We start from the raw sequence: 19,018 nt of genomic DNA, 5'->3' as shown, positions 1-19,018 counted from the left end.
GAGAATGGTTCCCCATCTCCGTCATCGTTACAGCGTTTGTTTGTATTGCTCGAATTCATCAAGCACCTGCTGCTCCGGTTTTGACGTCAATAGACTGACGACAAACACAAACAGCAAGCTGGCGGCAAAGCCCGGAATCATTTCATAAAGAACATCGGAAAGCCCGGCTTCCGCCCAAATGATGACGGTAAGCGCTCCGGCAACCATTCCGGCAAGCGCCCCCCATTTTGTCATCCTCTTCCAAAACAAACTTAAGATGACCACGGGGCCGAACGACGCTCCGAAACCCGCCCAAGCATAGCTGACAAGACCGAGAATCGTATTGTTTTTTGTCCAGGCGAGACAGAGTCCGACAATGGAAACCGCCAAAACCGAAAGCCGTCCGAAAAAGACGAGTTCTTTATCAGATGCAGAGCGCTTAAATAGTGTTTTGTATAAATCTTCAGTTAGAGAACTTGATGTCACAAGCAGCTGGGAGGAAATTGTACTCATAACCGCTGCCAAAATCGCCGAGATTAAAAATCCTGTGATTAGAGGGTGAAACAGGATGTTACCCAATTGAATGAAGATGGTCTCCGGATCATCCAAGTGAAGCCCGTTCTTCGAGTAATACGCAATACCGAGCAATCCGGTCAGCAGTGCGCCCGCACTTGAAAAGATCATCCAACCCATGCCGATCCGGCGCGCTTTCTTCGTTTCCTTGATGGAGGATATCGCCATAAAGCGCACGATAATATGAGGCTGTCCAAAATAGCCGAGGCCCCATGAGAACAAGGAGATGATGCCGAGGACGCTCGTACCTTTAAAAATATTGAGGAGGTTTGGATCGATCGACTGGATCTCGCTGAAGGCTTCTCCAGGTCCTCCCGTCTGAATGACCGTCACAATCGGAACAAGAATTAACGCGACAAACATAATGATGCCTTGGACAAAGTCCGTCCAGCTGACTGCCAAAAACCCGCCGAAAAGCGTGTAGGCCACGACAACGCCTGAAATGATCCACAGCCCTGCATGGTAATCCAAATTAAATATGCTGTTAAATAAAACGCCCCCGGAAACCATTCCAGATGATACATAAAACGTAAAAAAGGTAATAATGACGACTCCGGAAAATATTCGCAGGATCTTTGATTTGTCATGAAAACGGTTTTCTAAAAATGCAGGGATAGTGATTGAATTGCCCGCTACTTCGGTGTATGACCTTAGACGCGGCGCTACAAATATCCAGTTCGCCCAAGCGCCGAGTACGAGTCCGATGACAATCCACGAACCGCTCAGGCCTGTTGCAAACATGGCGCCCGGCAGCCCCATCAAAAGCCAGCCGCTCATGTCTGATGCGCCGGCGCTGAGCGCCGTGACAGCAGGCCCGAGCGTTCGTCCGCCAAGCATATAGTCTGAGAGGTTTGCTGTCCGTTTGTAAGCGTAATACCCAATATAAAGCATCCCTACCATGTAAATCACGATGGAAATGATCAATTGTACGTTCTGAATAAGAATCTCCCCCCAAGATGCCGTTTATCTAAATTTTTAGACTAATTTCTCTTTTTTTGAAGGCAGCCTATAATAGGCTGCCTTCGTCCCCCTGTTTAACCCCTTTTCTTACACCTTAAAACATTTCGCTGATCGTTTTCGCCTGCATGTGAAGCGCAAGATAATCAGGTCCGCCCGCTTTAGAGTCGGTTCCCGACATTTTGAAACCGCCAAACGGATGGTAGCCGACGATCGCCCCTGTACAGTTGCGGTTGAAATACAGATTTCCGACATGGAATTCTTGTTTTGCCCTGTTGATATGATCGCGGTTTTTAGTAATGACCGCGCCTGTCAGGCCGTATTCGGTGTTGTTGGCAACTTCCAGCGCCTCATCAAAGCTGCTTACTTTTGAGAAAGCAACAACAGGTCCGAAAATTTCTTCCTGCATTAACCGGGCTTTCGGATCTAAATCGGCAAAGATCGTCGGTTCGATGAAGTAGCCTTTTGAATCATCGCCTTTTCCTCCGCTGACTAAGCGGCCTTCTTCTTTTCCGATTTCGATATAGTCCATGATTTTGTTAAAGGATGCCTGATCGATGACAGGTCCCATGTAAACGTCCGCGCTGTCGGGCTCTCCGACTTTCTTGGACTCCGTAATTTCAATCACGCGCTTCAATACTTCGTCATATACCTTTTCATGCACGACAGCCCGTGAACCTGCTGAACATTTTTGGCCTGCAAAGCCGAAGGCAGATGTGAAAATTGATTGTGCAGCCAATTCAATATCACAGTCTTCATCAACGACGACCGTATCTTTTCCGCCCATCTCAGCGATCACTTGTTTTAAGTGGGTCTGACCAGGCTGAACCTTCGCTGCACGCTCAAAAATGCGCGTTCCGACTTCCCTTGAACCGGTAAACGTAATGATGCTTGTTTTCGGATGGTCCACCAAATAATCCCCGACTTCAGCTCCGCTTCCAGGGACGAAGTTGACTACTCCTTTTGGAAGTCCGCTTTCTTCAAGCACTTCAACAAACTTTGCGGCAATGACAGGCGCTGCGCTTGCAGGCTTCAGTACAACTGTGTTTCCTGTCACGATCGGCGCAACTGTCGTTCCGGCCATGATCGCGAACAGGAAGTTCCAAGGCGGAATAACAACCGTAACACCAGTCGGTGTGTACACATATTGATTTCGTTCGCCTTCACGGCTGTTAACCGGCTTTCCTTTCGCAAGCTCAATCATTTGCCGCGCATAGTATTCCATAAAATCGATCGCTTCTGCCGTATCCGCATCCGCTTCATTCCAAGGTTTTCCTGCTTCTTTGACTAAAAGCGCAGAGAACTCATGCTTTTTGCGGCGCACTTTGGCAACCGCGCGGAATAAAACAGCCGCTCTTTCTTCAGGATCTGTGTATCTCCAAGTTTCAAACGCTTTCGCAGCCGCCTGAATGGCCTTTTCCGCATGATCCTGAGTAGCCTTGGATACCGTGCCTACAACTTCTTCTTTGTTTGCAGGGTTGATCGATACGATCTTGTTTTCCGTTTCATACCTTTCTCCATCGATAACAAGAGGATAGGACTGACCCAGCCATTCGTTATTTACCGTTTCCAGAGCTTTTTCGAATGCCTTCCGGTTTTCTTCGATCCCGAAATTTGTAAATGGTTCGTGTTTGTAAGGTGTTGTCATGCTAATCTCCCCTTTTTATCGTTTTATTTCTTCGTCATGCCTTTAAACGCAAAAGCGATGTTGGCAGGCCGCTCAGCAAGCCGTCTCATAAAGTATCCGTACCAGTCGTCTCCGTAAGGAAGATACACGCGCATATTGTAGCCTTCCTTCACCAGTTCCAGCTGAGTTTTGCTGCGCATCCCGTACAGCATTTGAAATTCGAAGCGGTCTTTGCCGATTTGATGCTCATTCGCAATTTCTTTGGCGAAATCAATCATCTTGTCGTCATGAGTTGCGATAGCTGTGTAATGGCCGCTCAGCAGCTGCTTTTTAATGAGCTTTTTGTAATTCTCATCCACATCCTTTTTGTCAGGGAAAGCCACTTTCGGCGATTCTTTATAAGCTCCCTTCACAAGACGGAAAAACGGATTTAATGAATTGAGCTCCTCCAAATCCTGTTCGGTCCGGTACAAATAAGCCTGCAGGACGGTGCTGACATACTCGTATTTCTGCCTGAACTCCTTAAAGAGGTCAAGCGTCTTTTGGCAGCGCACTTCATCCTCCATATCGATTGTGACCATCACTTGGTGCTGCTCGGCACATTCCAGAATACTGTTCATATTATCCCTGACAAGGTCAAGGTCAATATCGAGTCCCAATGACGTCATCTTTAATGAAACATGTGAATTAAGCTGTTCCTGAGCAATCAGCTGAATGGCCCGAATGCATTCCTGCGTGCGCTCCCTTGCGACTTCCCTGCTGTTCACAAATTCGCCCAAGTGATCGACTGTCACAGTCAGCCCTTGTTCGTTAAGCCCCTTAATAATCGGAATTGAAGCTTCAAAATCTTTTCCTCCGATAATTTTTCCGGTCGCGACGGAACTCCCCCAATTTCTCGCCAGGCGATTCAGGATGCTGCTTTTAGATAAGAATAGGAAAAAGTCTCTTGTTATCACTTCCATTATCACACCCCGCCATCTCATGAAATATTTCTTTATATTCTTAATTTTATAAGAGCCAAGGGTCGATTCACAATATTTCGAAAAAACAAAAAAGCTGACGATTTTTGTGGTTTTTCCACAATGTTTTACATCTGGTGGGATTTTTTCAGAAACTTTCTTCCTAAAACTTGGATGGTATACAACAATAGAATCAGGAAGAAACTTCGGTAAAGAACAGAATGCGTTTTTGGCGAATGGCCTTGCTGCCGTTCCGCCCCGCTTTTTCTGAAAACGCTTTCTGTTATACTAAACCATTTCCCTATGGATACAAAGAAAAAACCCTTTAAGAATACTTAAAGGGAATATCATTTTATGCCCACACCTCGTCTAGCGTTTCTCTAAACAGACGGTCAAGCTCCTGCGTCAGATCTTCATGATCCGTTTTATATGCTTTGGCAACTGTCTGAAGCCGCTCAAGTTCACGCTCAATAAATTCGTGGAGAATGGGGTTTTGAGGTTCAAGATTGAACTCCTCCCCTTTCTTTTTCCTTTCAAGCAGCTGATGGATTTCTGTTTTCAGCGGTCCGTCTTCCGTAAGTTCGTCAAGCAAAACCTGAAATTCAATCGGAGGAACCGTCCGGCGGCTTTCGATCCACTGGCAAGCCAGAATCGGGCGGAGTACATAAAAATATTTTTTGATTTTCACTTCTTCACGCGTCAGGTAGTCTCGGAAATTTCCCGACGCCATATTGAGATAATGGTACATACAGGAGACTGGAGAAAAGGCGCGGCTTTTGAGCCGCCTCATTTTTTCTGCCAGCGAATAGGCTTCATAATAAACGGTTCCCGAAGAGAGCCATTCGAGAAGCGGAGGATTTGATTTCCGGAACAGCCTTAACGCTTTTGTCAGCTCCCAGCCGCTGATATCGAGAGAATCGTCAATCGGCAGTTCAATCACATCGCGCTTTGCATCAATTGACAGATACCAGTCTTTTTGATGGACATAAATAAATCTGACGTCGTAATCGCTGTCCTGTGAAGGAAGGCCCCATGCCCTGCTGCCAGATTCAACGGCATAGAGGATTTTGACGCCATATGTTGCTTCAATGTTTTTCAGTTCTTCTTCAATTCGCTGTTTCATGATAAGTACACCGCCAGTCTATCGTTTCTATTATTTACATTATAGTGTCCGGGCCGGCAATAAGCGACTTTTTTAAAGCCTTAGGGGCGGAAAAACCTTATCCAGGGAAAAATTGGTGGCGGGGTGTAACGTGATGCCCATCCTGATCCCCTATACTGTATCAAACGGACAAACGGTCAAACAAGGCCGAAAAATCCGGCATTCATCTGCGGATAACGGAAAGAGCCAATGATCAGACAGACCATTGGCTCTTTGCTTATTCCGGTATATTTAGCTTAATTAAACGTTTGTTTAAGATTGACCAAGCTTTAGCATCTCCACAATATAGTCGGCCGTTTCTTCGGCAGACCGGTTATCGGTTTCCACTTTTAAATGGTGAAATGCATAAATGCTCTTTCTTTCATTGAACAGCTGTTTCATTTCTTCAATTGTGCGGTTATGAAGAACCGGCCTGTTTTCAATCAAGAGATCCATCCGCTGCTTCCAATTCTCCCATCTTAAATCAAGAAAGATGACAAAGCAGTGTTCGAGGCACTTCTTTCTGATTTCCTCCTGCTGAAAAGCGCCGCCCCCTAAGGATACGATGTTGCCCATTGTATGTTCGCACATCTGAAAAATATATTCTTTTTCCGTCTGTCTGAAAAACGCTTCCCCTTTTTGCTGAAACATCTCCGGAATGGTCATTTGAAAGTCTTTTTCGATCTCGTGGTCGATATCGATAAAGTCACGGCCTAATTTCTTTGACACAAGCTGGCCGATGGTTGTTTTTCCGACGCCCATAAACCCGATCAGCACAATATTCTTATCTCTTATTGCGGCATTCATTTCCAGCTTCTACTCCTCCCTGCATAAAGGAATCAAATATCTTAAGTATATGACAATTCCATCTGTAATGATATAGGGTGCCTGTTAATAAAAAAAGAGGCTGACTTCAGCCTCTTTTTAGCTTATTTCCACCAGTCGTCAAACATTGAAGCAGGGACTTGGCGTTTGTGCTCGGATGCCTTGTAGCGTTTTTCGATGGCCTCTGCCACCTCGCTGGAGACGGCTTTTCCTTCAAGGTAGTCGTCGATGTTATCATATGTCAGGCCGAGCTCTGTTTCATCGGATTGCTGAGGTTTTTCATCAAGCAAATCGGCGGTCGGGGACTTCGTATAAAGCCGCTCCGGCGCTCCCAGCTCTTCCAGCAGGCTTCTGCCCTGGCGCTTTGTCAGTCCTGTAAGCGGCAAAAGGTCTGCGCCCCCGTCTCCGTATTTCGTAAAAAATCCGGTAACAGCTTCTGCAGCATGATCTGTCCCAATTACCAGCAGCTGATTTTGACCTCCGATCGCATATTGGGTGATCATCCGGACTCTCGCTTTTACATTGCCTTTGTGAAAATCGGCAAGCGCCTCTCCCGTGACTGACTGATATTGAGCAGCAAATGAACCTACAGTTGAAGCAATGTCAAAAGCAAAAGACTTGTCCGGCTGGATAAATTTCAGCGCCAGCTGGGCGTCATCTTCATCCTGCTGAACACCGTAAGGCAAGCGGACCGCAATAAATTCCGCCTGAATGCCTTCTTCCCTCAATTCTTCAACAGCCAGCTGGGCCAGCCTGCCCGCCAATGTGGAGTCCTGTCCTCCGCTGATGCCTAAAACAAAGCCTTTGGCACCCGTTTTTTTCAAATAGCTTTTTAAAAAACCGACCCTTTTTTCAATTTCCTGTTTCGGTTCGATAGAAGGCTTTACATTCAGTTCCTGCATGATTTTTTCTTGTAAAGTCATCCGTCACTCCTCCTTTTGACTGAATGAACCGTAATGATTATGTCTTTAACTATAGCATATGTCTCATTTCAAAGTGAATATTGAGGTGCGCAAAGAACCTCCCCCTTTGCGAATAAAAACGGAGCCCCCTGGCAAAATAACAAGAAGATTAGAGGGGTTGAAACGATGAAACGACAAGCGAAAAAAGGAGATTTAAAATGGTGGCAGCTGTCCATGATCGGGGTCGGCTGCACAATTGGAACGGGGTTTTTCCTCGGCTCAAGCATCGCGATTAAGAAAAGCGGCTTTTCCGTATTAGCCGCCTTTCTTCTTGCTGCCCTTGGCACTTTTCTTGTTTTTCAGCAGCTGGCGAAATTAACGGCAGATCATCCTGTTGAAGGGTCTTTTTGTTCTTACGCCAGAGAGGCCTTCGGCAATTGGGCGGGGTTTAGCAATGGCTGGGTCTACTGGTCATCGGAAATGCTGATCATCGGGAGCCAGTTGACAGCGATTTCCCTGTTTACGCGCCATTGGTTTAACGAGATTCCGCTGTGGGTGTTCGCCTCTATTTATGCGATTCTCGGATTGATCGTCATTTTCACAGGGCGCAGCAGCTTTGAAAAAACGGAAAACATATTGGCCGTGTTGAAAACGGCGGCCATTTTAATGTTTATCATCATCGCTGTCTTGGCATTGTGCGGGCTGCTGCCTGGAAAAACGCCTGAAGTGCAGTTCCCTGACCGGGTTCACGAATTGTTTCCTTTCGGCTTTATGGGATTGTGGACGGGGTTGATTTATACATTTTACGCTTATGGAGGAATCGAAGTCATGGGTCTGATGGCGATTCACTTAAAAGACCCGAAGGATTCATCAAAGTCAGGCAGCCTGATGCTCATAACCCTTGCTGTGGTCTACGTCGTATCGATCGGGCTGGCCATGCTCCTTGTACCACGCGGAACATTCACCGAACAGAACAGCCCGTTTATTACGTCATTAAAAGACTTTCATCTCGATTTGATCATGGATATTTTCAACGGCATTTTTATTATTGCCGGTTTTTCAACGCTGACCGCTTCCCTGTTCGCCGTCACCACACTGATGGGAACAATGGCGAAAAACGGGGATGCACCGGCCTGCTTTGCCAAAAAAGAAAAGGCGAAAGTATCGTGGCCGGCACTCGGCCTGACAGTGCTCGTTCTCGCTGCTTCCATCGTCTTGTCGCTCATTTTGCCGAAGCAGCTTTATGAACACATGACGACGGCCGCCAGCTTGATGCTGCTCTATAACTGGATGTTTATCCTGCTTTCCAGCAAAAAGCTCACAAAACCGAAAATGAAAGGGAATGTCCAGATTGTCACAGCGCTCGTCCTGATTTTGTTCGCCGTTTCGGGTACGTTATTTGAAAAAAACAGCAGACCCGGTTTTTTTGTGAGCCTTCTCTTTCTTGCCGTTATTGCTGCTGTGACGATGCTCATGAAAAAAAAGTGGGCGGATCAGGAAGAGAAAAACGGGCAGACATGATCAGCGCCCCGCCTGCAGCAGTTCGAGAATTCCCTGATAGCCGAAGTAGCATCCAAATACGATCAGACTGATGCCCGCGAGCCAAGTCGTTCCCTGGATCATCCGCGGGCTTAAAAATGTTCTGAATGTCCCGGCTAGAAAAGACATGGCCAAGTCCCACAGAAAAAGTCCGATTAAAATGCCTGAACTGCAGATCAGCAGCTGGTATGATTCGTACGCCTCTACCGTTTTCGCCAAAATGCTTCCGTAAATGCCGAGCCAGAACATGATGCTCAGCGGGTTTGAAAGGGAGATTACCAGCCCCGACAAAAAAGATTTGCGGTATGACCCTTTCTCTCCCGCACCTCTCATCAGCGATACTTCCTTCGCCTTGACCAGGCTCTCGATCCCCGTATAGGTCAAAACAAAAAAACCAAACAGCCATAAAAACGTTTTTAAGAATGGCGCTGTCAAAAATTGCGCAACTCCAAAGTAGATTAAAGCCATATATAGGACATCCGCCGTTACAGCGCCAAGGCCAAACAGCCAGGCATGAAAGAATCCGCCTTTCATGCCTCTGTCGATCTGCGCGGCATTCACAGGTCCGACTGGTGCGGCCAATGACAAACCCAAAAACACATAGCTCAGGAAGATGTTCAACATATCGCGTCCCCCTTCCGCGGATAACTTGTACAATGTATTCAAAAAGAGGACATGATAGAACAAGCAGCTTAAAAAGCCTTTTCCCGCAATGGGAAAAGGCTCTTCTTTATATGCCAAGCTTTGATAGCGCAAACGTCCAAATGCAAATGATGAAAAGCAGAACCAGGCTGTATTTAACGGTTTGGCTGAAAAGCTTTGATTCCTGCCCTGTCTCTTTAACCGCGGCTGTTGCAATCGCAATCGACTGCGGTGAGATCAGCTTGGCCATCACGCCTCCCGCGGTATTTGCGGCAAGCAGCAAAGCCGAACTTGTCCCGATTTGCGCTCCGGTGACTGCTTGCAGGTGGCCGAATAATGCGTTGTTGCTGACGACTGAACCTGTGATAAAGACACCGATCCAGCCCAATACGGGACTGACGAACGGAAAGATATCCCCCGCTTTGGCGAGCGCCAGTCCGATGGTTGAACTCAATCCGGCATAATTGGCCAAGTTTGCAAAACCCATCACAAAGCAAATGGTGAGAACGGGAAGCCACAGTTCCTTGACCGTCTCTTTCAGACTGGAAAGTCCTCCGCGGAAACTGATGTTTCGGCTCATCACAATCGTGATGATCACCGCGATCAGGATCGCCGTACCCGTCGCTGAAATGAAGTCAAGCTTCATCACAGCATCAAGCGGTGCCTGTTCCGGAGATATCGGCGGCGTTTTCAGCACTTCCCGGTGAAGAAAAGGCATGTTGAATAAAATTGTCGTTTGCTTCAGGAATCCGCCTTCCTGAAAAAGCCCCTTAAAACCGGGCAGGCTCCACACCGCAATGACGGCGGTCAAAATATAAAACGGTGACCAAGCGTTCATAATGTCTGCTGCACGATATTTTTCAGCGGGCACATGTTCATTCCCGGTTTCCCTGTATATGTGGCGCGGCTGCCACTTTTTCAAAAACAGCGCCAGCGCTCCCATGCTGATTAAAGCGGCCAAAATGTCGGCAAGCTCCGGCCCCAAACTAATCATTGTTAAAGTCTGCACCGCCGTATAGCTTCCGCTTAATACGAGAAGAGCCGGCAGCGTTTCCCTTATTCCTTTAAACCCGTCCAATATGAAAACGAGCAGGAACGGGACAAAGAAAGCGATGACCGGCAGCATCAAAGCGAGCGTTCTGGAAAGCTCAACCGGTGTTAAGCCTCCCATCTGCGCTCCTGTGATAACCGGAATTCCGATGGCTCCAAAGGCTCCGGATGCCGCATTCGCTATTAAACATAGGGATGCCGCTTTCAAAGGTTTAAAACCAAGCTCGACAAGAAGAACGGCGCTGATCGCAATCGGCACACCGAAGCCTGCCGCACCTTCCAAAAAGGCGTTAAAACTGAACCCGATCAGCAATAGCTGAAGCCGCTGGTCGGACGAAATTCCGGCAATGCTCGCTCTGATCACTTTAAACTTTCCGGTTTTGACAGAAATTTTGTAAAGCCATACAGCCATCAGGACAATATATCCGATCGGCCAAAGGCCGTTAGCAATTCCAAGTAAAACGGCGGAGACAGCTTTCGCAGCCGGCATGTGAAAGAAGAACACCGCTACAATAAAGCTGACCGCCAGCGTCAAAAATGACGCAATGATTCCTTTCATCTTCAACACGGTCAGTGCAAGAAGAAAGAAAAGAATCGGCAGTATGGCGGCAAAAGCGCTGATAAACAGATTTCCAAACGGATCGTATATCTGCTGCCACATTTTCATCATCTCGCAATCTTCATGATGTTAGTATCTTCATGGTGTTCAGTTACGCCTGCAGTTCAAAATGCGGTTTTAAAATTGCTTTTAACACACCTGCGCTATGCTTGAATTGTTGTTTTTCCTTTTCGTTCAGATCGAGCTCAACAATTTCCCTCGCTCCGCATCGGCCGACAACCGCCGGAACTCCGATATAAACATCATTTTCTCCAAATTCACCATCAAGATGAGCGCTCACGGTCAAAATTGCTTCTTCATTTCGATAAATCGCTTTCGTAATACGTGCGAGGCTCATGGCAACTCCGTAGTATGTCGCGCCTTTTTTCTCAATAATGTGGTAAGCGGCGTTTTTTACATTGTCAAACAGTTCATCTAGATCTTCCGCTTTGTATTTCTCATTTCTTTTCAGCAAGTCGCTGACGGGAACTCCGCCGATATTCGCATGGCTCCAGACAGGCAGCTCCGTATCTCCGTGTTCACCAATGATATAGCCGTGCGCATTGTGGGCAGCGACACCGAAATACTCGCTGAGCAAGTAGCGGAAACGGGCAGTGTCAAGCGTTGTGCCGCTTCCGATGACGCGTTCTTTTGGAAGGCCGCTGAATTTCCAAGTCGCATAAGTCAAGATGTCGACAGGGTTTGTAGCGACGAGGAAGATGCCGTCAAAACCGCTGGCCATGACTTCTCCGATGATTCCTTTAAAAATTTTCAAGTTCTTTTCGACTAGATCAAGGCGGGTTTCACCCGGCTTTTGGTTCGCTCCGGCGCATACGCAGACAATATCAGCTTCTTTGCAGTCATCATATGTGCCGTACCATGTTTTCACAGGATGCGGAGCAAATGCTTTACCGTGGTTGAGATCCATAACATCGCCCATTGCTTTGTCTTTATTTAAATCAATGATCACAAGTTCGTCTGTGATACCTTGGTTAATTAACGTAAATGCATAGCTGCTTCCAACAAAACCCGCACCGATCAAAACTGTACGATTGACTTTTTGGTTTCTCATGACTCATCATTCCTTTGCCGTTTGTTTTAAACTAAGCTGTTTGTGAAATTCTTCACATTCATATTGTGCAATACTTCACATACTTTTTCAATTTTATTTATGTCTATTTTGTGTCTCCACGTATTTCTTCCTTAAATTTGTACATTTTCTGGTAAAAATATGCCTTATGTCTAAAGAAAAATTGATAAACGCGTTGCAAAAGACGGTTTTATCTGCAAGTGCATCGGGCCTATATCAATATAAGGTTTCCCATTTTCAGCGCTCATAACACCACTATTCTTCAGCATGATTCAATTATCGCCTGCTATAGTGCTGTCCAAACTAACATTTTAAATATTCAATCTTTTAGTTTGTTAGTAAAGCTTACAAAAATACTGCCAACCCTATTCGATTTTGTCATGATAAATTCTAGAATCTATCGGATGGGGAGTGTTGCAATTGAAATTGGCGGATTTGAGGAAGAGCGGACACGCGCCTTCCTTGTTGTCATCTTTTTTATATTTCGATGTCAGCTTTATGATTTGGGTGTTGCTGGGGGCGCTTGGTGTTTATGTTACGGCTGATTTTGATTTATCGCCTTCACAGGTCGGATTGATTGTCGCCATACCTACTTTGGCCGGATCGTTTTTCCGGATTGCGCTCGGCATTTTAACCGACCGTTTCGGACCGAAAAAGACGGCTGTTGGCGGAATGCTGGTGACGATGATTCCGTTGTTATGGGGATGGCAGTTCGGTTCATCGGTCGCCGAGCTGTATATCATCGGAATTTTACTCGGTGTGGCAGGCGCAAGCTTTTCCGCTTCCCTTCCTATGGCGAGCCGCTGGTATCCGCCGCACTTGCAAGGTCTTGCCATGGGGATCGCCGGGGCGGGAAACAGCGGAACACTGCTTGCTACGCTATTCGGCCCTCGCCTTGCGGAGCAAGTGGGCTGGAACGGCGTCATGGGACTGGCGCTGATTCCTTTAACCCTCGTGTTATTCAGCTATTTCCTTATGGCTAAAGAACCTCCGAATCAGCCGGCTCCTAAACCGCTCAAAGACTATTTTGCCGTTTTCAAAGAAAGGGACACTTGGTATTTTTGCCTTCTCTACAGCGTGACATTCGGGGGTTTTGTCGGCCTGTCCAACTTTTTAAGCTACTTTTTTGCATCCCAGTATGCCGTTCCGGCGGTAAGAGCCGGCGAATTTGTCACGCTTGTCGTTGCATCCGGAAGCTGCCTCCGCCCTGTCGGCGGATTGATTGCCGATAAAATCGGCGGCGTGCGTTTGCTTCAATTCCTCTTTATCGGAGTGGCTCTGTGCATGTTCTCGGTCAGTATGCTCCCGTCTCTAGGCGTTGTCACAGCCGCATTATTTATCGGCATGGGCTGCCTCGGAATGGGGAACGGCGCGATATTCCAGTTTGTACCGCAGCGATTTCAACAAGAGATCGGGATGGTGACGGGGATCGTCGGCGCTGCGGGGGGAATCGGCGGATTCTTCCTTCCGAATATCCTCGGAACGCTGAAGCAAATTACAGGTACGTATTCAAGCGGGTTCCTAACCTTTACCGTTATTGCATTTTTAGCGCTCGGTCTGCTTTTGTTTGCTCAGGCCGGATGGAAAAAACAGTGGAAAGCCGAGGAGAAATCAATCCGAATTTAAGGGGTAGCCGCTCGATTCTTTTCGGGCGGTTTTCTATGCGGCATATCCTGTTTGATCTTTTGGTTATCCGGCCCGATCATGACAATTGGATGCTCATCATCACCCTGATCCTCCTGAATCATGAAATGCAGATTCAATCGCTCTCTCCGCAAATTCCATAATCCCGCTGTCAAGCGGATAAAGCCCGTTTGGCTCCTCAGACTTGCGAACCTCCCAGAATCGATCGGCTAAATCCTCATGTCCCTTAAACGAATGATCAGACAGGCATATGATATCCTCCGCAATTTGCTTTCCCCATTCAGATTCAGGCGGCACCTCTTGTTTTAAACACAGCTTAATCCGCTTGATGATAGAGAGCCATTGCTTTGTGATGAAATCGTCACTCTCCGCCTTCGGAAGCCTTTCTGCTAAAATCTCAGCCTCCTCTTCAGAGAATGATTCCTTCCATGGTTTATGCCGGGGCTGTCTGACGAGCTTGAGAAGGTCTTCCCAGCTCAAGCTTCCTTCGATTTGATACATGTTCAGCAAAGTATTTGTATGCTCCAGGCTCTTCGTCAGCTGTTCGATCTCCGAATTAAGGCGCCTTTTATGCATTTCGATGATACTAATTGTATCCAATTGATTCATTAACGTCTTGATATGCTCCAATGAAAATTGAGCAGATTTCAAGATCATAATTTTTTCGAGCTCTAACAAATCTTCCTTCGAATATTGCCTTCGCCCATTCGGCAGTGTAGAGCCCGGTTTTAATAAACCGATTTGATCGTAGTAGCGGAGCGTCCTTACGGATATCCCCATCATCTTCGCCACCCGCCCGGTTGTCAGTTCCTCTTTCACCATATCTCCCTCCTAAAATATTGCTTGAAGATTACGTTACGTCACCATTTAAAATGATTTTATCTTAAAAACAGGAGGGTTTTGTGATGGAATGGAAAAATCCTTGGAACAAAAAGCAGCTGGTCTGCTTGTTTTTGATCGCATTTGCAGCCGTGCCGATTTTCATTGAATATTTATTAAAGAATGCTTTGGATCTGCTTTTAGGCGAAGGCATGCTTTCAGCCATGTTGATGAGTATCGCAATGGCGGCCGTTTTTATTCTAAGCTTGTACTATATCGCCTTAAAGCCGGACCGTCTGTCTTGGCGGGAAATCGGAATCTCCCGGTTCGCCCCTGCATACTTGATTCAAATAGCGGGATGGACGGTTTTTTTAATCGTGATGACGTTTGCCGTTATGGAAATCCTGATTTGGTTCGGCGCAGGCTACGAAAATACAAAAACAAAAACGATCACTGCCGATCCTTCATGGTTGAGCATTGCAATGTCTTTCGCTTCTGCCTGCATCGTTTCTCCCATCTACGAAGAATTGTTTTACCGCGGTTTTCTTTACCGCTGGTTCCGCGCTGAATTCGGGGTTGTATGGGCACTTGTTGCAAGCAGCGCCCTCTTTATGATCGCTCATATCCCCACATACAACACCCTGGCCGTTAACTTTGGAACAGGGCTCGTGTTTGCCTGGACATACGAAAAAACACGATCGATTATACCTGCGATGATCATCCATAGTTTATTTAACGCGATTTTGCTGTTTTTCACAATCTTACTCACATAATGCAGCATGCGGAAGTTTTTCAAAAGAGATTCGTCAAATTCGAATACCAGATGTTAATCCATATCATGTTGTCCGTATAAAGCAGGATGCCGATGACGATCATCAGCGCGCCTCCGATCTTCATGAGCATATTCGAATATTTCATAAGCGGCCTGATGTTTCCGATAAAAAACGCCATGAGCAAAAAAGGAATGGCAAAGCCTAAAGAATATGCGGTGATCATCATGAATGCGCTCCCAAAATCAGGGTTCTGAAAATTTGCGTATGCGATCGTTCCGAATATAGGCCCGATGCACGGCGTCCAGCCCGCCGCAAAAATCATTCCGACCAGCATTGAATTCAGCAGGCCTATTTTTCCCTTTCTAATCGAAAAGCGCCGCTCCTTCATCATAAAAGCCGGCCGGAAAACGCCGAGTAAGAACAGTCCCATGACGACGAAAAATATCCCGCCCAGCATGCGGATTAAGTTATGGTATTGCAAAAACAGCAGACCAACCGAGCTGGCAGAGAAACCCAATATGTAAAAAATCACAGAAAAACCGGCCAAAAAAGCCGCTGCGTGAATCATCACCGATTGTTTGATATGCTTTGCATGCCGGTTTTTCAAATCGCCGACCGAAATCCCGGTGATGTAGGAAATAAATGATGGATACAAAGGCAGGCAGCAAGGAGAAATAAACGACAGGAAACCGCCGCCGAATGCCAGCCATAAAGCGGCCATATACTTCCACATCTTTCATGTTTATATATTTTTTACCATGCGATTCTCTTTCTCTAGCATAACATAAAAAACCGCCTATCATGGCGGTGATTTTTTGTATATTTGAAGCCGCCGCCAGCTGATCTGGGGGCGGCTTCTTCTTTATCCTTTTTAACCGTTTAAAGCGGCTTTTTTCATATTGTCCTGAAGTTCCAATATGCGTTTTGCCCCTTCTTCGCGCAGGCGTTTGTTCTCATCTTCAATCTGCTTCGTCTCCTGCATGCCTTTGACAATCGTATTCCAAGATTGTTCGATCGTTTCAATATCGATGCTCGGTCTTCCGGACATTCTGGCGATTTCGACGGACTGGCTTGAAATATTTTCCGCGTTGCGCTTCAGCATTTCGTTGGTGCGGCGGTCGAGTTCGCTCATTGAATCGGCGACAAGTTTTTGGCGCTTGGCGGTAACGGCCTGGATGATGCCGTTTTTGAAAATCGGAATCGTAATGATGAATGCCGAGTTGATTTTTCCGATCAGCTTTGTGTTGCCGCGCTGGAGCAGGCGGATTTGCGGCGCCGTTTGAATTGCGACCATCCGCGCCATATCGAGATCATACACCCGTTCTTCCAGCGCTTGAATGCCGTTTCGAAGCGTATCAAGCTCCATCTGCGCCATCTGGTTTCCGCTGGCCGCTTTCGCTTCATATTCGGGGATGAGCCGCTGCAATTCTTCTATTTTCATCTGGCCGGCTACGACGTATTTTTCCAGCTCCACATAGTATTTAAGGTTGCTTTCATACATTTCATCAAGCGTCACGGTCGATTTTGTCATTTCATCTTTATATTTTGAAATTTCGACATTGATTTTTTCGATTTCACCGCCGAGCGTTTGATATTTTTTAAATATTTTCTCGATCATGCTGTTGCCGCGCTTAAATAATTTAGAGAGCAAGCCTTTTTGTTCTTCAAAGTCATTCTTGTCAAAGCGGTCCATGATTTTTCCGAGCTGCGTCAACATCGCGCCTGAATCTGTCACACTGTTCGTTCTCATCATGGAAAGAATGCGGTCAGAGAACTTGGATATTTCAAGAGCGGGCTCCTTACCGAATTCTAAAAGCTCCACTTGGTTTTTCACGTCAATTTGTCGGGCCAGAGCTTGCACATCCGGCTCCTGGCGGAGTTTCGCACGGATGTCCTCCGCTTTTTCAACCGTGATCTCTTCCTCTTTGCTAATATTGACGATGCTTGTTTCATTTGGATTTGCCATCAGAATGGCCCCCTCCTTAAAAGATTTTATTGATGAACTTCCGGACGATTGACGGCTCTTTAAACTCCTGGTTGAAGGACATTTCATCAAGCCAATGGGTATCAAAGTGCTGCCTGTCGATATAGTGGTCAATACACTTATGGCCCGGCGGATTATAGATGATAATGTCAATGCCGATTTCATTTAACAAAAGCAAGGCGGCCGCGTCCGACCGGGTGAGTGTCCCCGTCTGTTCCGTGTGATACAAGATCAGCTTCGGCACGGTCTGTGAATAGTCAAATGTCTGAATCATATTCAATAGCGCTGCCGGAAGCTGTACCGCTTGGGTAAACAAATACAGCTGTACATCGGCTGTCTTTTCATTGTTCAAAGCCAGCATCTTCGGGCTTTTGCACATCCTGGAAACCGCTTGGGCAATGCCTCGCTGTACTCCCTCAGGCAGATGCTTGTAGCGCCATATATTGCTCTCCATTAAACGGCCTGGATCGATCATCCCCGTTTGATCAAGCGCATCGCTGTAATGGAATTGATAATTCGACGTCTCTTCCTTTGTAAACGGGAAGCGCCGGATCGTATGCGACTCCTTATACTCCGTCAGTGTCTGCAGACGGTCCCAGTACTCTTTTTCATTGCTGGAGACGCCCATGACCATCGCGAATAAATTCGGAATGTTAACCGTTGATTTAGACGCCTGAAAATTAGGTCTGATAAAGGCTCGTTCCTTCGCAATTAAAAACAGTTCATCATATGTTGTCTTCAAAGTCACAGAGGCCGGAGTATGCTCCCTGAACTGCCAAGGTTTGTACATTAGCGAATCCTCATTGTGCAGGACAGTATCCAGCTCCTTCGCGGAACGGTACGCCACCGTTGCTTTGCGCTGGGGCTTTTCAGTCGGGAACGGCTCTAATGCAGACGTGTCCGGGTATGTGAAGACAAAAGAAAGCTTTTGCTCGGGATCAAGCTGGCGAAATTCGTCTTTTCCCTCCGGATGAAACAGCAGCACATCGCATCCGACAAGCATCAAATAGTATAAAAAATACCGTTGGCTTTTGGTGGTGTCCCCGTACCAAACCACTTTCGGCATCGCCGTTTCGCAGTCGGCCCCTTTCAGCCACTTCTCCAAATGGTTGCCCATCCATTTGACAAGGTCAAGGAGGACCCGGCGAAAATCCGGATCGTTCAATCCTTTTTCATGAAAGGACTGAAACAGCTGCAGCACTTCGATAAGCGCCTTCCTTAAATGCCGGTGCATAGCGGGATCAGGGTGCTTAGGAATCAGCTGCTCCCCGTCAAGAAAAGCGGCAAACCGATTGACGGAAAGTCCTTTTTCTTTCTGGTTCACCATATGGATCCGCTGTATGGCCTGAAACCTTTCCGGAGAAATGGTCTTATCAAGCGTCTCGCTTAACACATGCACATCACCGGACGCATACAGCTCATGGAGATATATGTAGTAATCCGTTTCATCGTGCGGAGTTCCAAGAATCCGTCCCGCCAGACGGCTTATCGTCAAATGACTGTTTTTTTCATACGGGGTTCTCTCCGGGAGCGGCTTCTTGATGATCTGCTTCCATTCATCATCATTGACCAGGGCGTTTTGAATATTAATCTCTTGATTCATAGCGCTCAGCCGTCTCCCCTTTCTTCTGAGTCAGTGTCGCTCTTACGTCCAAATACGGCACACATGCCCGCTCTTGTCACGGCATAGGTTGTCCCGAACTTTCTGATTGTTCCCGCAGGAAAATCATGCGCTCTCTTTCGGAGCGTAGACGAATCAATCCCCCACTCTTCACATGCCTGCTGGGAACTGAGAATCTCGCTGCTCGTGAGATCGACTATTTTCATCATGGCTGTTCATCCTAAAATTTCATTTGTTTTCTCCTGAGAAATTCACAATGTCTGCCTTTGAGATCATGGTGGTAGTGCGGCTCTTT

At 46.8% G+C, this 19,018-nt stretch carries 17 protein-coding genes; 3 read left to right on the top strand and 14 right to left on the bottom strand.

The window, feature by feature from the left end:
* Positions 1–27: 27 nt before the first annotated feature.
* The 6 genes from putP to nadE all read right to left on the bottom strand — a co-directional run bounded on the left by putP (position 28) and on the right by nadE (position 6,984).
* The gene (gene putP, locus TRNA_RS23360; RefSeq protein WP_016886072.1) at positions 28–1,476 is read right to left on the bottom strand and encodes a sodium/proline symporter PutP; all 1,449 of its coding nucleotides are present in this window, start codon (positions 1,474–1,476) and stop codon (positions 28–30) included.
* 130 nt (positions 1,477–1,606) lie between these two features.
* The gene (pruA, locus tag TRNA_RS23355) at positions 1,607–3,157 is read right to left on the bottom strand and encodes an L-glutamate gamma-semialdehyde dehydrogenase (protein WP_011197529.1); all 1,551 of its coding nucleotides are present in this window, start codon (positions 3,155–3,157) and stop codon (positions 1,607–1,609) included.
* Between the two features lie 23 nt (positions 3,158–3,180).
* Entirely contained in the window at positions 3,181–4,092 is a 912-nt protein-coding gene (locus TRNA_RS23350) for a proline dehydrogenase family protein (RefSeq protein WP_170865397.1), read from the bottom strand.
* A 355-nt stretch (positions 4,093–4,447) separates the two neighbouring features.
* Complete coding sequence (locus TRNA_RS23345; RefSeq protein ID WP_011197528.1) at positions 4,448–5,218, bottom strand: nucleotidyltransferase domain-containing protein; 771 nt, start codon at positions 5,216–5,218, stop codon at positions 4,448–4,450.
* 291 nt (positions 5,219–5,509) lie between these two features.
* On the bottom strand, positions 5,510–6,043 hold the full coding sequence (locus TRNA_RS23340; protein ID WP_009330247.1) for a shikimate kinase: 534 nt from the start codon (positions 6,041–6,043) through the stop codon (positions 5,510–5,512).
* 122 nt (positions 6,044–6,165) lie between these two features.
* Complete coding sequence (nadE, locus tag TRNA_RS23335; protein WP_003178747.1) at positions 6,166–6,984, bottom strand: ammonia-dependent NAD(+) synthetase; 819 nt, start codon at positions 6,982–6,984, stop codon at positions 6,166–6,168.
* Positions 6,985–7,149: 165 nt separating this feature from the next.
* Here nadE and TRNA_RS23330 point away from each other — a divergent pair, with 165 nt between their 5' ends.
* The gene (locus tag TRNA_RS23330) at positions 7,150–8,484 is read left to right on the top strand and encodes an amino acid permease (protein ID WP_003178746.1); all 1,335 of its coding nucleotides are present in this window, start codon (positions 7,150–7,152) and stop codon (positions 8,482–8,484) included.
* Here the strand turns inward: TRNA_RS23330 and TRNA_RS23325 are convergent, their stop codons facing one another.
* From TRNA_RS23325 to TRNA_RS23315, 3 genes are all read right to left on the bottom strand, one after another.
* Positions 8,485–9,123 (bottom strand): LysE family translocator, encoded by a 639-nt coding sequence (locus tag TRNA_RS23325; protein ID WP_025807200.1) that lies wholly within the window; start codon positions 9,121–9,123, stop codon positions 8,485–8,487.
* 109 nt (positions 9,124–9,232) lie between these two features.
* On the bottom strand, positions 9,233–10,855 hold the full coding sequence (locus TRNA_RS23320) for an L-lactate permease (protein ID WP_026080770.1): 1,623 nt from the start codon (positions 10,853–10,855) through the stop codon (positions 9,233–9,235).
* 49 nt (positions 10,856–10,904) lie between these two features.
* Positions 10,905–11,864, bottom strand: coding sequence for an L-lactate dehydrogenase (locus tag TRNA_RS23315; protein ID WP_003178742.1), 960 nt, complete (start codon positions 11,862–11,864; stop codon positions 10,905–10,907).
* 438 nt (positions 11,865–12,302) lie between these two features.
* Between TRNA_RS23315 and TRNA_RS23310 the strand changes: the two genes are divergently transcribed.
* On the top strand, positions 12,303–13,508 hold the full coding sequence (locus TRNA_RS23310) for a nitrate/nitrite transporter (protein WP_009330250.1): 1,206 nt from the start codon (positions 12,303–12,305) through the stop codon (positions 13,506–13,508).
* A 99-nt stretch (positions 13,509–13,607) separates the two neighbouring features.
* On the opposite strand, the gene TRNA_RS23305 is transcribed toward TRNA_RS23310, so the two are convergent.
* Positions 13,608–14,348, bottom strand: a complete 741-nt coding sequence (locus tag TRNA_RS23305; RefSeq protein ID WP_003178738.1) for a MerR family transcriptional regulator — start codon at positions 14,346–14,348, stop codon at positions 13,608–13,610.
* A gap of 83 nt (positions 14,349–14,431) precedes the next feature.
* On the opposite strand from TRNA_RS23305, the gene TRNA_RS23300 reads away from it, so the two are divergent.
* A complete protein-coding gene (locus tag TRNA_RS23300) occupies positions 14,432–15,118 on the top strand; it encodes a CPBP family intramembrane glutamic endopeptidase (RefSeq protein WP_003178737.1) in 687 nt (228 codons plus the stop codon).
* 19 nt (positions 15,119–15,137) lie between these two features.
* Here the strand turns inward: TRNA_RS23300 and TRNA_RS23295 are convergent, their stop codons facing one another.
* The 4 genes from TRNA_RS23295 to TRNA_RS23280 form a co-directional block, all read right to left on the bottom strand.
* A complete protein-coding gene (locus TRNA_RS23295; RefSeq protein ID WP_003178735.1) occupies positions 15,138–15,839 on the bottom strand; it encodes a cytochrome c biogenesis CcdA family protein in 702 nt (233 codons plus the stop codon).
* Positions 15,840–15,989: 150 nt separating this feature from the next.
* Entirely contained in the window at positions 15,990–17,084 is a 1,095-nt protein-coding gene (locus TRNA_RS23290) for a toxic anion resistance protein (protein WP_003178733.1), read from the bottom strand.
* A 16-nt stretch (positions 17,085–17,100) separates the two neighbouring features.
* The gene (locus TRNA_RS23285; protein ID WP_009330251.1) at positions 17,101–18,705 is read right to left on the bottom strand and encodes a YceG family protein; all 1,605 of its coding nucleotides are present in this window, start codon (positions 18,703–18,705) and stop codon (positions 17,101–17,103) included.
* 5 nt (positions 18,706–18,710) lie between these two features.
* Positions 18,711–18,932 (bottom strand): helix-turn-helix domain-containing protein, encoded by a 222-nt coding sequence (locus tag TRNA_RS23280; RefSeq protein ID WP_003178729.1) that lies wholly within the window; start codon positions 18,930–18,932, stop codon positions 18,711–18,713.
* Positions 18,933–19,018: the final 86 nt, after the last annotated feature.

The sequence above is a fragment of the Bacillus licheniformis DSM 13 = ATCC 14580 genome (assembly GCF_000011645.1).
GTDB classification, from domain to species: Bacteria; Bacillota; Bacilli; order Bacillales; family Bacillaceae; genus Bacillus; species Bacillus licheniformis.
This window is presented reverse-complemented; position numbering and strand designations above follow the sequence as displayed.

Excerpts from the sequence above, each read along its gene's own strand:
- TRNA_RS23295 (WP_003178735.1), bottom strand. The coding sequence starts at position 15,839 with ATGGCCGCTTTATGGCTGGCATTCGGCGGCGGTTTCCTGTCGTTTATT.
- TRNA_RS23285 (WP_009330251.1), bottom strand. The coding sequence starts at position 18,705 with ATGAATCAAGAGATTAATATTCAAAACGCCCTGGTCAATGATGATGAA.
- TRNA_RS23305 (WP_003178738.1), bottom strand. The coding sequence starts at position 14,348 with ATGGTGAAAGAGGAACTGACAACCGGGCGGGTGGCGAAGATGATGGGG.
- TRNA_RS23315 (WP_003178742.1), bottom strand. The coding sequence starts at position 11,864 with ATGAGAAACCAAAAAGTCAATCGTACAGTTTTGATCGGTGCGGGTTTT.
- TRNA_RS23290 (WP_003178733.1), bottom strand. The coding sequence starts at position 17,084 with ATGGCAAATCCAAATGAAACAAGCATCGTCAATATTAGCAAAGAGGAA.
- TRNA_RS23280 (WP_003178729.1), bottom strand. The coding sequence starts at position 18,932 with ATGATGAAAATAGTCGATCTCACGAGCAGCGAGATTCTCAGTTCCCAG.
- nadE (WP_003178747.1), bottom strand. The coding sequence starts at position 6,984 with ATGACTTTACAAGAAAAAATCATGCAGGAACTGAATGTAAAGCCTTCT.
- TRNA_RS23345 (WP_011197528.1), bottom strand. The coding sequence starts at position 5,218 with ATGAAACAGCGAATTGAAGAAGAACTGAAAAACATTGAAGCAACATAT.
- pruA (WP_011197529.1), bottom strand. The coding sequence starts at position 3,157 with ATGACAACACCTTACAAACACGAACCATTTACAAATTTCGGGATCGAA.
- TRNA_RS23330 (WP_003178746.1), top strand. The coding sequence starts at position 7,150 with ATGAAACGACAAGCGAAAAAAGGAGATTTAAAATGGTGGCAGCTGTCC.
- TRNA_RS23300 (WP_003178737.1), top strand. The coding sequence starts at position 14,432 with ATGGAATGGAAAAATCCTTGGAACAAAAAGCAGCTGGTCTGCTTGTTT.
- TRNA_RS23320 (WP_026080770.1), bottom strand. The coding sequence starts at position 10,855 with ATGTGGCAGCAGATATACGATCCGTTTGGAAATCTGTTTATCAGCGCT.
- TRNA_RS23340 (WP_009330247.1), bottom strand. The coding sequence starts at position 6,043 with ATGAATGCCGCAATAAGAGATAAGAATATTGTGCTGATCGGGTTTATG.